We start from the raw sequence: 13,576 nt of genomic DNA, 5'->3' as shown, positions 1-13,576 counted from the left end.
ATGCGATTCAAGAAACCGCAGGTGCGCTATGCCGACACGCCGCAGCCTGCCACGCCGTACCAAGCTGCCGGCCAAGTGTGGGACGACCGTATCGGCTCGCCGCGCGTGCAGGCGAAGAACTGGCGCCTGATGGCCTTCGGCTGCCTGACGCTCGCGCTGTTGATGGCCGGCGGCCTGGTGTGGCGCTCGGCGCAGTCCTTCGTGACGCCCTACGTCGTGGAGGTGGACAACGCGGGCCAGGTGCGCGCCGTGGGCGAGGCCGCCACGCCGTACCGGCCCAACGATGCGCAGACCGCGCACCACATCGCGCGCTTCGTGACGCTGGTGCGTTCGCTGTCCATCGACCCCATCGTCGTCCGCCAGAACTGGCTCGACGCCTACGACTACACGACCGACAAGGGCGCGGCCGTGCTCAACGACTACGCACGGGTCAACGACCCGTTCGCGCGCATCGGCAAGGAGTCGGTGACGGTGCAGATCACCAGCGTCGTGCGCGCCAGCGACACGTCTTTCAACGTGCGCTGGACGGAGCGCCGCTACGTCAACGGCGCCGCGGCGGGCCTGGAGAGGTGGACGGCCGTGGTGTCCATCGTGCTCCAGCCGCCGCGCATCGAAGAACGCCTGCGCAAGAACCCCCTGGGCATCTACGTCAACGGCCTGTCGTGGAGCCGCGAACTGGATTCTTCCGAAGGAGCCAAGCCATGAATGATCTTTTCCGTAAATCCGCCTTGCCGGTGATCTTGCTTGCCCTGGCGGGCTGCGCCACGCAGGGCAAGCCACCGCCGACCATCTCGCTCGATGAGCCGGTGCAGGCCCAGCCGCTACCCGAGCCACCCGCGCCGGTGGAGGTGGTGGCGGTGCCCGAGGTGCTGCCGATGCCGGCGCAGTTGAAGCCATTGCCCGAAGCCGAGGACGCCAAGCCCACGCCGGAGCCAGCCGACGAGAAGGTGCGCGTCTCGCGCGCCAATGCAGAGGCCCGCGTCGCGCCCACGCGCGAGGGCTACGTCAACGCAATTCAGGTGTGGCCATTCACCGATGGCGCGCTCTATCAGGTCTATGCGGCCGTGGGCCGCGTGACCGTGATTTCGCTCCAGCCGGGCGAGGAGCTGGTGACGGTGGCCGCTGGTGATACCGTGCGCTGGATCGTGGGCGATACGTCGAGCGGCAGCGGTGCTGACCTGCGCGTCAATGTGCTGGTCAAGCCGATCCGCTCAGGCCTCAAGACCAATCTCGTCATTACCACCAACCGCAGGACGTACCTGCTGGAGTTGGCTTCGACGGAAAAGACGTGGATGGCGTCGGCTTCTTGGGAGTATCCGCGTGACCGGATGCTGGCCTTACAGCGCCAGGCGCAGGCGGCCAGCGCCGCCGCGCCGGTGGACTCCGGCTTGTCGCTGGAAAACCTGCGCTTCCGCTACGCGGTCAGCGGTAGCAACCCGCCGTGGAAGCCGCTGCGCGCCTTCGACGACGGGCAGAAGGTCTATATCCAGTTCCCCGCCGGCATCGCGCAAGGCGAGCTGCCGCCGCTGTTCGTGATCGGGCCGGAAGGCGACGGGCAACTGGTCAACTACCGCTTCCGCTCGCCGTACTACATCGTGGATCGGCTGTTCGGTGCCGCCGAACTGCGCCTGGGCGGGGACAAGGGCGACGTGGTGCGAATTGAGCGCACGGACGGCGTTGCGCGGAGGAACTGACCATGAGCCAAGACGACACCCCCGACCTCGCCACGCCGCAGGCAGGCAAGGTCGCGCCGGAAGCGGTGGCGCTGCGCGCCCAGCCGCGTCCGGTCACTCGCCTGAACCGGCGCACGCTTGCCATCCTCGTCGGCGGCCTGTCGGTCGCCGTCCTTGGGGCCACGATCTGGTCGCTGCAACCGCAGCGGCGCGGTACGGGCGAGCAAACCGAGCTTTACAACGTCGATCGCGTCTCGAAGTCCGAAGGGCTGGATGCGCTGCCGACGGACTACTCGAAGCTGCCACCAGCCTTACCGCCCGATGTGCCCGAGCTGGGGCCGCCGTTGCCCGGCGACCTTGGCCCGGCCATCGTCGCTTCGCAGCAGCCGGTGACGCCGGGCTATTCGCCGCCAGGCCATGATCCCGAAGATGCCTTACGCAAGGAGGCGGACGCGGCGGCGGCCTCGTCGGTGTTCTTCCGCTCGGGCGGCCAAGGGCAGACCGCCGCCACGGTCGCGCAGGCAGCGCCGGGGGCTTCAAGTACGCTTGCGGCCTTCGATCCGCTCGCTGCTGGGCCTGCCTCGACGGCGGCCCAGCCCGCCGACCCGACCGCCGTGCAGAACCGGCAAGACCAGAAAGAGTCGTTCCTGAAAGCCGGTTCTACGGAAACCCGCAATTCCGGCAATCTGGCGCTGCCCGCGTCGCCGTATCAGGTGATGGCCGGAACGGTGATCGCCGGTGCGCTGGTGACAGGCATCAAGTCGGACTTGCCGGGCGACGTAATCGGCACTGTGACGGAGCCGGTCTATGACACAGCCACCGGCAAGTTCCTGCTGATCCCGCAGGGGTCGCGCATCCTCGGGCGCTACAACAGCCAGGTCAGCTACGGACAGAGCCGCGTGCAGGTGGTGTGGAACCGGATCATCCTGCCCGACACGTCCTCGCTGACGCTCGACAACCTTGTCGGCACCGACCCGGCCGGCTACGCGGGCTTGGAGGATGACGTGGACTGGCACTGGAACCGCATCTTTGCCGGTGCGGTGCTGACGACGCTGCTGGGCGTCGGCGCAGAGCTGGCCGCGCCAGAGAACCGCCAGGACGGCAACCGCATCGTCATTGCCGGGCGTGACAGCGCCCAGGACAGCATCAATCAGGTCGGCCAGGAGATCACCCGACGCAACATGAACATCCAGCCGACGCTGACCGAGCGGCCTGGTCTGCCCGTGCGAATCATCGTCAACCGGGATCTGGTGCTGCGGCCGTACCAGCCGCTGTTCTTCAATCGGGGAGCTTCGCAATGAGCACTACCAAGAAGCTGCGGCTCGGGCCGCTGCCCAAGACCGAAAGCGTCAAACTGACCTTTGCCTGCCCGGCCAGCTTGAAAGCCGACCTCGACCGCTACGCCGCGCTGCACGCGCAGGCGTATGGCGAGGCGGTCGATGCCGTGACGCTGATCCCGCACATGCTGGAGGCGTTCATGGTGGGGGATCGGGGATTCAAGCGCACACAGCCCAAGAACGGAAAAGCCGCCCCTGCGTGAACAGGGGCGGCTCTGGATTGGTGCCCGAGGCCGGAATCGAACCGGCACGCCTTTCGGCGAGGGATTTTCTTACCACTTCGACTTTCGCCGCCGCCCTGCTCAACGCAGGGCGTTCGTGGTCTGGAGCACGCCTTCACCATAGCCTTGCGGCCGTAGGTGCCCGCCGTCTGCTCTCTACACCTTCCCAAGCTGTAGCTTGGGCTTGGCTCGGCGTTGGCTCGGATGCAAAAGCATCCAGGGCGTTCGCCGACTTTGACGGGCTTCACTTCGGGCGTTTCCCCCCGAAGGCTCAAATTGTTCAAGTCCCTTGTGTCTACCGATTTCACCACTCGGGCGTAGTGCTCAACACACTGAAAACACCTACCTCCATCTACTGGCGCCTAGCTGGCCCCTGGCCGTCAAGCCTAGCTGCAAAGCTACAGCTCGGATGCCCGCAAACCGTTGTCACTATTGACCTTCTGGCTCGGCAGTTCTAGCAGGAAGGACTTGACAAAACAGATTTTAAGTCCGCTGTGTCTACCAATTTCACCATCGGGGCGCGGTCACGGGACCAAGCAAGCATTCTAGCGAGCCGCAGCCAGCTCAACCCTGACCGGACACCCATCGGCCATAGGCCGATCGGGTGGCTTCGGATACCGCGTCGAGCACCTGTTCGTAGGTGGTGCGGTGGCGGGCCAGCAGCCGCGCGGAGGCCACGGTCTTGGACTTGCAGAACCAGTGACAGGTGTGCTGCATCAACAGCATTTCGGCCATCAATCGATACGCTCGGGCCTTGGGACTGAGGGCATCGGCATTGTCCACGGCCGCCTGTAAGCCGCGGGCATGGATGTCGAGAGCCGCGCGCAGATCGAAGGTCGATTGCGGCCACCACGTCTCTACACCGGGCAGAGCCCACCGACAGATGCGCACGTCCTGCGCGGGCAGCCGGGCCATATCGGCGCTGAAACGGCTGAACTGCTGCGCCAATTGCTTTTCGGCACCTTCCAGGCTGGACCAGAGCTGCGCCCGCCGTTCGGCATCGTCTTCGTCCAGCGCACGCTGGTAACCGAGCGTGATCTGCTCCATCAACCGCTCGATCGGGTAGGGGCGCAGATGCGTCGCCAGCAAGACGATGCGGCGGCGCTCCTGTCGCCACTTGAGCGTGAACAACCCCAGGCCGAGGAGGAAGGCAAGAAGAAAGGTATCCATGGCAATAGCCGACAGTGTACCGAGCCCCGTCGGCTCACAGCCCCACGCCGTGCGCGGCCAACCAGCTCAGGCCGGCCTCGGTGCCATGGGGGCCGGCATCGGCAGGGCGGTACTCGCAGCCGACCCAGCCGTCGTAGCCGAGATGGTCGAGCCATTCCAGCAGAAAACGGTAGCGGATTTCGCCGGTACCCGGCTCGTGGCGGCCGGGGTTGTCGGCAAGCTGGATGTGCCCGATGCGCGGCAGCAGACGCTGCAGCGTCGCGGCCAGCTCGCCCTCCATGCGCTGGGCATGGTAAATGTCGTACTGTAGCCGCACGTTGTGGGCTCCGACCACGTCCATCAGCTCCACCACCTGGTCGCTGCGGTGCAGCAAAAAGCCCGGGATGTCGAAGGTGTTGATCGGCTCCAACAGGAGGACGAGGCCGGCACGGGCCAGCCGATCGGCGGCGTGGCGCACATTGTCCGTCAAGGTCTGCCAGGCCGCGGCCGCCGATACACCGGCAGGCGGTACACCCGCCAGGCAGTTCAGCCGGGGCACCCCCAGCGCCTGCGCGTAAGTGACGGCGCGTTCCACCCCGTCACGAAACTCCTGCACCCGATCGGGATGGCAGGCAATGCCCCGCTCGCCAGCAGCCCAGTCGCCCGCCGGCAGGTTGTGCAGCACCGCCTGCAGACGGTGTTCATGCAGCGCCCGCACCAGATCCTCGACCGGCCAGTGGTACGGGAACTGGAACTCCACGGCCCGGAATCCGGCACGGGCGGCCGCCTCGAAACGGTCCAGGAAAGGGCGGTCCGCAAACAGCATGGACAGGTTGGCAGCGAGTTTCGGCATCGGGCATCCTCGGGATATCGCGACAGTCACGGCGCGGTGGCGGGCTGCACCCGTGTAAAAGGCGGCAATCCGGCCAACAGCCGCTGCCCGTAGCTGGTCTGGGCCAGCCGACGGTCGTAGCACACCACATGGGCCTCATCCTCCTCGGAGCGGATGGCTCGCCCCACCCATTGGGCGAGCCGGATCGCCGTGGCCGGCACCACCAGCTCCATGAAGGGGTCGCGCCCGGCTTCGCGCAGCCACTCGGCACGCGCCTCGCCCACCGGGTCATCGGGGGGCATGAAGGGCAGCTTGGTGATGAACAAATCCTCGCACAGGCGGCCGGGCAAATCCAAACCTTCGCCGAACGACTGCATGCCGAAAATGATGGAAGGCAGCCCGTCGGCCACCCGCTGCGCATGGCGCTGGAGCAGGCGCTGGCGGGGGATGTCGTTCTGGACCAACACCCGCTCGCGCAGATCGGCCGGCAGGGCCTCGGTGGCCTGCCGCATCTGCTCGCGCGAGGTGAACAGCACCAGCGCGCCGTGGCGTACATCACGCAAATCCTGGATGAGGGCCTCGACCATTTCGCGTGTGAAGGCGGCCGCATCCCGAGGGTCGGCCCGGGTCGAGGCCAGCACCAGCCGGCCCTGGCGTTGGAAATCGAAGGGGCTGGGCACCTCCAGGGTGACCACATCGGGGTCGTCCGCCAGCCCGATTTCCCGCAGCAGGAAATCGAAACGGCCGCAGCTCGTCAGCGTGGCGGAAGTGAGCACGGCCGCGCGCACCACGCTCCAGAGGTGATGGCGCAAGGCCCCGCCCGGCAGCGTGGGGCTGGCATGGGCGTGCAACGCCGCCATGCCCTCCCCCGCCCCCTGCAGGGTAAACCACTTGGCCACGGGCGAGGCGCCTTCTTGCGGGGTCTGCATCAACCAGCGCGTGGTGGCATGCACCGCTTCCAGGCGTGGAGCCAGCGTGCCGAGCTGGGCGTACTGTGTGGCCAGCCGCCGGGCCTCCAGCGGCTGATCGCGCATCTCTGCCCGCAAAGCCTTGCTGATGGCACGCAGCGCATCCACATACACTTGTGTGCTGTGGGCGAGCTGAGCCAGCGGGCCATTCATGGGTTCGGGCAGGCGGCCACCGGCCACCCGCGCCCGGCCGAACGGCTCGCCCGAGCGCCCCGTCGCCGACCAGCCTTGCATCGGTACACGCAACTGTTCCCCGTACTGGTGCATCACCAGCCGAGCCAGGTCTTGCATGGCCTGGCGGATCAGCGCTGCGTGCTTCGGAATGTCGGCCACCTCCTCCACACCGAGCTGGCTCCCCGCTTTCAAGGCCCGACTCGTCAGTCGGTCCAGCCACGTCAGGCGGCTCAGGTCCATGTGGCTGGCGAACTGGTCCAGCGCCGTGGCCGGCAAATGGTGTGCCTCGTCGATCACCAACAGACAGTTGTCGAGTTCGGGCAGGGCGCGTGAGCCGAGCGAACTGAGCAGCAGGTCGTGGTTGACCACGATGACCTGAGCCCCCACCAGCGCCCTGCGCTGTTCGAAGTAGCTGCACTGACCGTACACCGGACAGTGACGGGCCGAGCAAGAACTCACATCGGCGGCCACCGCCTGCCAGATGAGGGGGTCGGGCGCCACGCTCAGGGTGTCGCGGTCGCCGTCCCAGCGGCCACTGGCCAGATCCGCGGCCATGCTGGCAAACGCCGCCTGTCTGCGGGCGCGCTCGTCCAGACTTGCCGGTCCCGGCGTCCACGCAGAAAACAGATCTTCTTCCTCGGACGTGTCCTCTTCGCTGTCGTGCCCGCCTTGCTCGTGCTGTGTCAGGCGCTCCAGTTTGAGCCTGCACACATAGCGCCCGCGGCCCTTGGCCAGGGCGAACCGGAAAGGCTGTGGCATGAGCGCGGCCAAGGCCGGCAGGTCTTTGTGCACGAGCTGCTCCTGCAGGGCCACCGTGGCGGTCGAAATCAGGACGCGCGTGTTGCGCTCCAGCGCCAGCGCAATGGCCGGCACGCCATACGCCAGCGATTTGCCCACACCGGTCCCCGCCTGCACGACGGCTATCGAGCGGGCCGGTGCGCCTTCGTCCTCCGCGGCGGCCGCGTCCGGCAGCCGGCCGAGATCGGCAGCGGCAAAGGTGGCGGCCACCTGTTCGGCCATCAGCCGCTGGCCGGCACGTGGCCGCAGCCCGGCCGCACGGCTGACGAGCCGGTCAAAGGCGGCCAATGCCTCCCGCGCCATGTCTGTCTTGTTCATGGCACGCAAGTGTGGCACAAACGATACAGGCATCGCTGGCAAGCCGCATAATGGCGGCTATTCAAAATCACAGGGAGCGATCACCATTCAGGGCAACACACCCCCCATGATCCCTAGCTCCACCCCCACGCCACCGGTCTGGGTGCGCGCCAACAACAGCTTGGACCGTCTGTTGCAGGGGCTTTCCGTGTTTTGGATTCCGGGGCTGGTTGGGCTGCTGTCCGCGCTGGCCCTGCTGGTCTGGGCCAACCAGTATGCGACCGGTCCTGGTACCCCCGTGTTTTTCAAGGTCGTCCAGGACGACCAGCGTCAATGGACGCCTCAGGAAGCGCTGACTCAGCTCTATCAGCCCGGAAACACCCCCGTCTCGTGGTACGAGACACGGCTGTCCGAAGCGCCCGTATGGTTGTTGTTCGACGTGCCTTCCCCCCCGATCGGCCAACCCGGCACTTGGATCGAATTCCCCTCCCGCCACGCCCAACGCATGACGTGCTGGAACGCCTTGGGACTGCAGCCGATCGGGGAAGCCACGCGCTCCAGTACCCAGGGTGCCGCGCGGCCTTCGCGGGCCGGTTTCGCGTTCGACCCGTCGGGCGCCTCGCGGGTGCTGTGCCGCGGTGAGTTCATCGGCCCGGCACGGCTGGCCGTGCAGTCTTGGGACGAGACCGCCCTCACCATCAAGGAACGGGAGTTCCATCGCCACTCCGGGCTGCTGGACGGCGGCATCCTCACGTTGGCGCTATTCACCCTCATCGCAGGGCTGATCAACCGCAACCGCACCTACCTGCTGTTCGCCGCCTGGCTGGTCGTCAACCTGCGCATGGCAGCCCTCTCCATGGGGTGGGACCATCAATGGCTGGGTTACACCATCCCCGAAGCGTATCTGCCCCGCATGCGGCTCGTCACGCTGGCGTTGTACTACCTGGTCACCCTCACCCTGTTCACCAACCTGTTCCAGCACGAGCTCGAGCAGGTCGGTCATCGGTGGATGATCACAGCGGCCAAGTGGTCGTGCCTGCCGTTGCTGGCACTGTCCTTCGTGCTGTCCTTTCCGCAATTCCTGCCCATCTTCTGGGCCGCCACCGGGCTGGGAGCGGGGGCGCTGATCTTTCTGCTGGTGCGCATCCTCATCGTGTGCAACTCGCGTGTGGCCGGATGGTATGCAGCCTCGATCGGGGTGGCCCTGTTCGCCAGTCTGTACGAGGTCGCGGCGGCAGCGCTGGGGCTCAAGGGACTGATCGGGGCGTTCAACAGCGTCACGGCCGCTCTGGCCTCCAGCTTGCTGGCCTCCATGGCCATCGCGGAGCAGATGCGGCAGGCCCACCAGCAGCGGCTGGCTGCCCAGGCGGAACTGCAGCACACTTACGAGGTGGCCCCCATCGGCCTGTTCGCGCTGGACCTGCAGGGCCGTTTCACCAGCGCCAACCCCGCGCTGCTGGCGATGCTGGAAACCGACGAGCCCACCCTGATCCGGCAGACCTGGCAGCAGCGTTTCACCGCCCAGGACTGGGAAGCCCTGATCGAACGCACGCGGCGCGACGGCACGGCGGAGCTCGACCTGGCGGTGCCACAGGATGGGCGACCCGAGCGGCGTTTTCTGGTCAAGGCCGCCCTGGCCAGCGACAAGATCGAAGGCACCCTGCAGGACATCACCGAAAAAGCCCAGGCCACCGAGCACCTGCGCTTTCTCGCCCACCACGACACGCTCACCAAGGTGTTGAACCGGCGCGGCATCGAACGCATCCTCGACATCGGGCTCGCCCAGCTCGGACGGGGCAAGCCACTGTCGGTCGCCTACCTGGACCTGGACCGCTTCAAACTCATCAACGACCTCTACGGCCACGCTGCCGGCGATGCGGTGCTGCAGGCCGTCTGCCAACGCGCCCAGGCCCCCTTGAGCCCCCAGATGCACCTGGGCCGCGTAGGCGGCGACGAATTCCTCATCGTGATGATGCAGACCCCGCTGGCCCAAGCCCAGGCGGTGTGCCACGAAATCCTCACCAACCTGTCGGCCAGCCCCTGCCAAGTGGGCGACCGGGCGTTCCAGGTGCGCGGCTCCATCGGACTGATCGAGGTCTCGCCCGGCACCCACGCCAAGGAAATCCTCTCCACCGCCGACCACGCCTGCCGCCTGGCCAAGAAGGGACAGGGCAACGGGCTGGTGGTGTTTGATCAGGGTTCGAAGATTTTCACCGAACACGAGGCCGAGCTGCACCTGATCGAACAACTCGCCACCCACCAGTCCATCGATGGGTTGTATCTGGAAATGCAGCCCATCATGTCGCTGCGCTCGCCTTACGGCTCCCTGAACTTCGAGGTGCTGCTGCGGATGCAGGACGAGCATGGCCAACGCATCCCGACCGAGCGGCTCATCCACGCCGCCGAAAACGCCGGGCGCATGAGCGTGATCGACCGCTGGGTGCTGTCCGCCACGCTGGACTGGCTCAGCCGCCACCAAGACCTACTCAGCCACAACCAGTTCGTCTGCATGAACCTCAGTGGCGCGTCGCTCAACGACGAGCGATTCATCGACGACGTCTTCGTCATGCTGGAACGCCACCGGGACGTGACGCCCCGCATCTGCCTGGAAATCACCGAAAGCGTGGCCCTGCACGACACCAACAACACCCGCCGCTTCATCGACCGGGTGCGCGACGTCGGCGCCAAGGTCGCGCTCGACGACTTCGGGGCCGGCTACACCTCCTTCTCTTACCTCAAGGACCTGCCCGCCGACCTCCTCAAAATCGATGGCAGCTTCATCGTCAACATGAAGCGCCATCCCGCCAACGAGGCCATCGTGGAAGCGATTGTCAGCCTGGCACAGAACCTGGGCATGAAGACGATCGCCGAGTGGGCCGAAGACTGCGAAACCGTCGAGTCCCTGGCCGAAATCGGGGTGGATTACGTCCAGGGCTTCGTGATCGCGCGGCCGCAAAAACCCGAAGTGCTGCTGACCGCCCGATCCAGTGCCGACTTCATCGACAACGAGCGCCTGAAACAATACCTCAGCACCCTCTCGCGCAGCGAACTCGACCATGTGGACCTGGTGCTGGGCGAGGAGCTGCCCTCGCCCTCCAGCCATCGCTCTTGAACGCCGCTGGGCAGCTTACGCCCGACCGGGCTCGCCGATCTGCAGATCCGGGTGGTTGGTGTAGCACATGAAGTCGAGCATGGGGTGGCTCGCCGCCTCCCATTGCTCGCGCACCCGCTTCACATCCAGGTAAAGGACCCGATGCGGCAGGTTGAAGGCATAACTCAGCGGAATCCCGCCCATGCCCGGATACACGTCCTGAAACAGCAAACGCACATACTGCCGGTCCACCGGGCTGCGCGCCGCGATCACCATGAAATCCACATCCCGGTCCAGACACAAGGCGTAAAACGCCTTGAACAGCGCCGCCTTCACCAGCCGGCCGGTCATCGCGTTGGTCACCCCCAGCCGGGTCGCTTCGGCCAGTCGCTTGCCCTGCATCCAGGCCGGCAATTCGATCGCGCTTTGCAGCATCAGCGGTGCGGCGGCATTGGTCTGGATGCGCATGGTCCCCAAAGGCGACCCGTCCAGCTTGGACTCGGCCAGCAGCAGGTAGCAGCCCGGCGCCGTATCCGAGGCCTCCGGCCGTCGGAATGCCGCGCACATCGGTTCCGGCAGATGCCGTGCATACGCCGAATGCCGGATCTCGATCACCTTGGCCAAGTCGGCCTGCGTGCGCGCGATGCGCAGCGAAAACGGCCAGCGTTCGGTGCGTAGCCCGCAACCTGCACCGGCATCGATGCCCGACCACGGTAGCGTTTGAGGATTCGACACCTGCTCCCCAACCCCTGTCACAGCCTGCATATGCATTCCGTCTCTCCTCCGGCACATGGTGCCACGATGAACTAGGACTGCGTTCCACTTTACGCAGGTGCGGCGTGCGCTAGAGTCGGAAAACGGCTGTTTCGGTTGTCGGATTTTTTCCTACACGGGATTCCCACACGGGATTCCCACCGAGGCGTCGCTTACAATCGGGCTCCCATACAGGAAGGGTGGCAGAGTGGTCGATTGCACCGGTCTTGAAAACCGGCAACGGGCAACCGTTCGTGGGTTCGAATCCCACCCCTTCCGCCAACCGGAACCCCTATGCAAAACGGCCCTTGAAGGGCCGTTGTTGCTTTCATGCAGGGCGATCGCCTCAGGCGAAGTTGGCCTCGGCAAACGACCAGTTCACCAGCTTGTCCAGGAAGGTTTCCACGAACTTCTGGCGCAGGTTGCGGTAGTCGATGTAGTAGGCATGTTCCCACACGTCCACGGTCAGCAGAGGCTTGTCACCGGTGGTCAGTGGGGTGCCGGCAGCACCCATGTTGACGATGTCCACCGAACCGTCGGCCTTCTTCACCAGCCAGGTCCAGCCGGAGCCGAAGTTGCCCACCGCGCTTTTGACGAAGGCTTCCTTGAAGGCGGCGTAGCTGCCCCACTTGGCGTTGATGGCAGCGGCCAGGGCGCCGGTCGGCTCGCCGCCGCCGTTGGGCTTCATGCAGTTCCAGAAGAAGGTGTGGTTCCAGATCTGGGCGGCGTTGTTGTAGATGCCTCCGCTGGACTTCTTGACGATGGACTCCAGATCCATGTTTTCGAACTCGGTGCCTTTTTGCAGGTTGTTCAGGTTGACCACATAGGCGTTGTGGTGCTTGCCGTGGTGGTACTCCAGGGTTTCCTTGGAATAGTAGGGCTCCAGGGCATCGATCGCATAGGGCAGTGCGGGCAAAGTATGTTCCATGTGCGGCTTCCTCATCGTGTGGTTGAAAACACCATAGATTGTAGGGAAGGCATCAGCTTCCTGGAGTCTTTACGGTCATCTCCACGGCACCATCGGCCAATTGCGCAGTCAGATCTTGCCCTGGCCGGACCTTGTGCACCGATGTGATGGCGTGGCCAGAGGCATCGGTGAGCAGCGCATAGCCCCGAAGCAGCACCAGCTTCGGGTCCAGCAGTTTGAGCTGGGCCTCCAAGTGATCCAGGCGCCAACGGCGACGTTGCAGATCCCGCGCCAGCGCAGCCGACCAGCTCTGTGGCCAGCGCTCCAGCCGGGCCGTGTCGCGGTCCAGCCAGCGCCGCACGGACTGACGCAGCCGCAGCGCCACCCCCAGCACTCGCTGGCGTTCCTGGCTCAGCCGGGCCGACGGCCGTCCGAGCCGCTGCGCCAATCGGTCGGTACGCTGGGCCTGGGCATCGAGCCAGCGCCAAAGGCCCTGTCGCAAGCGGGTTTGCAGCCCTTCCAAGGCCTTCAGCAGGGTATCGCGGGCCGGCGCACACAGCTCCGCAGCGGCGGTGGGCGTCGGGGCGCGCACGTCGGCCACGAAGTCGGCGAGAGTGAAGTCCGTCTCGTGCCCCACACCACAAATCACGGGCATGGGAGCCTCGGCCAGCTTGCGCACCAGCGCCGGGCTGTTGAAGGCCCACAAATCTTCCAGGGAACCGCCCCCACGAACCAGCAGCAGCACCTCACATGCCCCCGTGGCCCGATGGTGCGCATAGGCCCGCTCCAACGCGGCGCACAACGCCTCGGGCGCCGCATCGCCCTGCACCGGGGAAGGAAATACCCATACCGGCAAGTAGGGAGCGCGCCGCTGCAGCGTGGTGGCCACGTCGCGCAGCGCGGCAGCATCCAGTGAAGTGACCACTCCCACGCTACGTGGCAGGGCCGGCAAGGGGCGCTTGCGCTCGGACGCGAACAAGCCTTCGGCCTCCAGGGTGGCCTTCAAACGCAGGAATTGCTCGTACAGATTGCCCTGCCCCGCCAGCCGCGCGTCCTCGACGATGAGTTGCAGATCGCCGCGCGGACCATACACGTCCAGCCGCCCTTGCACCTCGACCAACTGGCCATCCCGCCAATCCAGCCGGGTGGCGGCAGCCGAGCGGCGAAACATCGCACACCGCAGCTGGCCCTGTTCATCCTTGAGGGTGAAGTAGCCATGCCCGCTGGCGGCGCGCGCGAAACCGGACACCTCGCCCCGAACACACACCGGATTGAAGCGGGCCTGCAGGGCATCGGAGAGGGCCCGCAACAAAGCCCCGACCGCCCATACGGGGGGCCCGACATCGGCAGAGGCGGCATCGCGGGACATCAGCACC

The 13,576-nt window shown here is 66.0% G+C and carries 11 protein-coding genes and 1 tRNA gene; 6 read left to right on the top strand and 6 right to left on the bottom strand.

Features of this window, described 5'->3' with window-relative positions:
- Genes trbF through HZS63_RS08440 form a run of 4 tightly spaced genes read left to right on the top strand, consistent with a single transcriptional unit; the run spans nucleotide 1 to nucleotide 3,213 of the window.
- A complete protein-coding gene (trbF, locus tag HZS63_RS08455; protein WP_017677043.1) occupies nucleotides 1-705 on the top strand; it encodes a conjugal transfer protein TrbF in 705 nt (234 codons plus the stop codon).
- Nucleotides 702-1,694 carry a P-type conjugative transfer protein TrbG gene (gene trbG, locus HZS63_RS08450; protein WP_005304503.1) on the top strand — a complete coding sequence of 331 codons (993 nt, stop codon included), beginning with the start codon at nucleotides 702-704 and terminating at the stop codon, nucleotides 1,692-1,694. The genes trbF and trbG overlap by 4 nt, the downstream gene beginning before the upstream one ends.
- Nucleotides 1,695-1,696: 2 nt before the next feature.
- Nucleotides 1,697-2,974 (top strand): TraB/TrbI/VirB10 family type IV secretion system protein, encoded by a 1,278-nt coding sequence (locus HZS63_RS08445; protein WP_017677044.1) that lies wholly within the window; start codon nucleotides 1,697-1,699, stop codon nucleotides 2,972-2,974.
- Nucleotides 2,971-3,213 carry a DUF2274 domain-containing protein gene (locus HZS63_RS08440; protein ID WP_017677045.1) on the top strand — a complete coding sequence of 81 codons (243 nt, stop codon included), beginning with the start codon at nucleotides 2,971-2,973 and terminating at the stop codon, nucleotides 3,211-3,213. Before HZS63_RS08445 ends, HZS63_RS08440 begins: the two co-directional genes overlap by 4 nt.
- 582 nt (nucleotides 3,214-3,795) lie before the next feature.
- On the opposite strand, the gene HZS63_RS08435 is transcribed toward HZS63_RS08440, so the two are convergent.
- From HZS63_RS08435 to dinG, 3 genes are read right to left on the bottom strand one after another with little or no spacing between them, the layout of a single operon-like run.
- Nucleotides 3,796-4,401, bottom strand: a complete 606-nt coding sequence (locus HZS63_RS08435; RefSeq protein ID WP_180683610.1) for a hypothetical protein — start codon at nucleotides 4,399-4,401, stop codon at nucleotides 3,796-3,798.
- 34 nt (nucleotides 4,402-4,435) lie between these two features.
- Entirely contained in the window at nucleotides 4,436-5,233 is a 798-nt protein-coding gene (gene hyi / locus HZS63_RS08430; RefSeq protein ID WP_180683609.1) for a hydroxypyruvate isomerase, read from the bottom strand.
- 26 nt (nucleotides 5,234-5,259) lie between these two features.
- Nucleotides 5,260-7,470, bottom strand: a complete 2,211-nt coding sequence (gene dinG, locus HZS63_RS08425) for an ATP-dependent DNA helicase DinG (protein ID WP_180683608.1) — start codon at nucleotides 7,468-7,470, stop codon at nucleotides 5,260-5,262.
- A 106-nt stretch (nucleotides 7,471-7,576) separates the two neighbouring features.
- On the opposite strand from dinG, the gene HZS63_RS08420 reads away from it, so the two are divergent.
- On the top strand, nucleotides 7,577-10,561 hold the full coding sequence (locus tag HZS63_RS08420) for a putative bifunctional diguanylate cyclase/phosphodiesterase (RefSeq protein ID WP_180683607.1): 2,985 nt from the start codon (nucleotides 7,577-7,579) through the stop codon (nucleotides 10,559-10,561).
- Nucleotides 10,562-10,576: 15 nt separating this feature from the next.
- On the opposite strand, the gene HZS63_RS08415 is transcribed toward HZS63_RS08420, so the two are convergent.
- Nucleotides 10,577-11,311 carry an N-acyl amino acid synthase FeeM domain-containing protein gene (locus HZS63_RS08415; RefSeq protein ID WP_180683606.1) on the bottom strand — a complete coding sequence of 245 codons (735 nt, stop codon included), beginning with the start codon at nucleotides 11,309-11,311 and terminating at the stop codon, nucleotides 10,577-10,579.
- Nucleotides 11,312-11,487: 176 nt separating this feature from the next.
- Here HZS63_RS08415 and HZS63_RS08410 point away from each other — a divergent pair.
- Nucleotides 11,488-11,575, top strand: a tRNA-Ser gene (locus HZS63_RS08410).
- Nucleotides 11,576-11,639: 64 nt separating this feature from the next.
- Here the strand turns inward: HZS63_RS08410 and HZS63_RS08405 are convergent.
- Entirely contained in the window at nucleotides 11,640-12,221 is a 582-nt protein-coding gene (locus HZS63_RS08405) for a superoxide dismutase (RefSeq protein ID WP_180683605.1), read from the bottom strand.
- A gap of 52 nt (nucleotides 12,222-12,273) precedes the next feature.
- On the bottom strand, nucleotides 12,274-13,569 hold the full coding sequence (xseA, locus tag HZS63_RS08400) for an exodeoxyribonuclease VII large subunit (protein ID WP_180683633.1): 1,296 nt from the start codon (nucleotides 13,567-13,569) through the stop codon (nucleotides 12,274-12,276).
- Nucleotides 13,570-13,576 lie beyond the last annotated feature (7 nt).

Origin of the sequence: Tepidicella baoligensis (assembly GCF_013432195.1) — a bacterium.
Lineage (GTDB): Bacteria > Pseudomonadota > Gammaproteobacteria > Burkholderiales > Burkholderiaceae_C > Tepidicella > Tepidicella baoligensis.
This window is presented reverse-complemented; position numbering and strand designations above follow the sequence as displayed.

Coding starts and splice junctions, on each gene's coding strand:
- HZS63_RS08435 (WP_180683610.1), bottom strand. CDS start 4,401: ATGGATACCTTTCTTCTTGCCTTCCTCCTCGGCCTGGGGTTGTTCACG.
- HZS63_RS08415 (WP_180683606.1), bottom strand. CDS start 11,311: ATGCATATGCAGGCTGTGACAGGGGTTGGGGAGCAGGTGTCGAATCCT.
- HZS63_RS08405 (WP_180683605.1), bottom strand. CDS start 12,221: ATGGAACATACTTTGCCCGCACTGCCCTATGCGATCGATGCCCTGGAG.
- xseA (WP_180683633.1), bottom strand. CDS start 13,569: ATGTCCCGCGATGCCGCCTCTGCCGATGTCGGGCCCCCCGTATGGGCG.
- dinG (WP_180683608.1), bottom strand. CDS start 7,470: ATGAACAAGACAGACATGGCGCGGGAGGCATTGGCCGCCTTTGACCGG.
- HZS63_RS08445 (WP_017677044.1), top strand. CDS start 1,697: ATGAGCCAAGACGACACCCCCGACCTCGCCACGCCGCAGGCAGGCAAG.
- HZS63_RS08420 (WP_180683607.1), top strand. CDS start 7,577: ATGATCCCTAGCTCCACCCCCACGCCACCGGTCTGGGTGCGCGCCAAC.
- HZS63_RS08440 (WP_017677045.1), top strand. CDS start 2,971: ATGAGCACTACCAAGAAGCTGCGGCTCGGGCCGCTGCCCAAGACCGAA.
- hyi (WP_180683609.1), bottom strand. CDS start 5,233: ATGCCGAAACTCGCTGCCAACCTGTCCATGCTGTTTGCGGACCGCCCT.
- trbG (WP_005304503.1), top strand. CDS start 702: ATGAATGATCTTTTCCGTAAATCCGCCTTGCCGGTGATCTTGCTTGCC.
- trbF (WP_017677043.1), top strand. CDS start 1: ATGCGATTCAAGAAACCGCAGGTGCGCTATGCCGACACGCCGCAGCCT.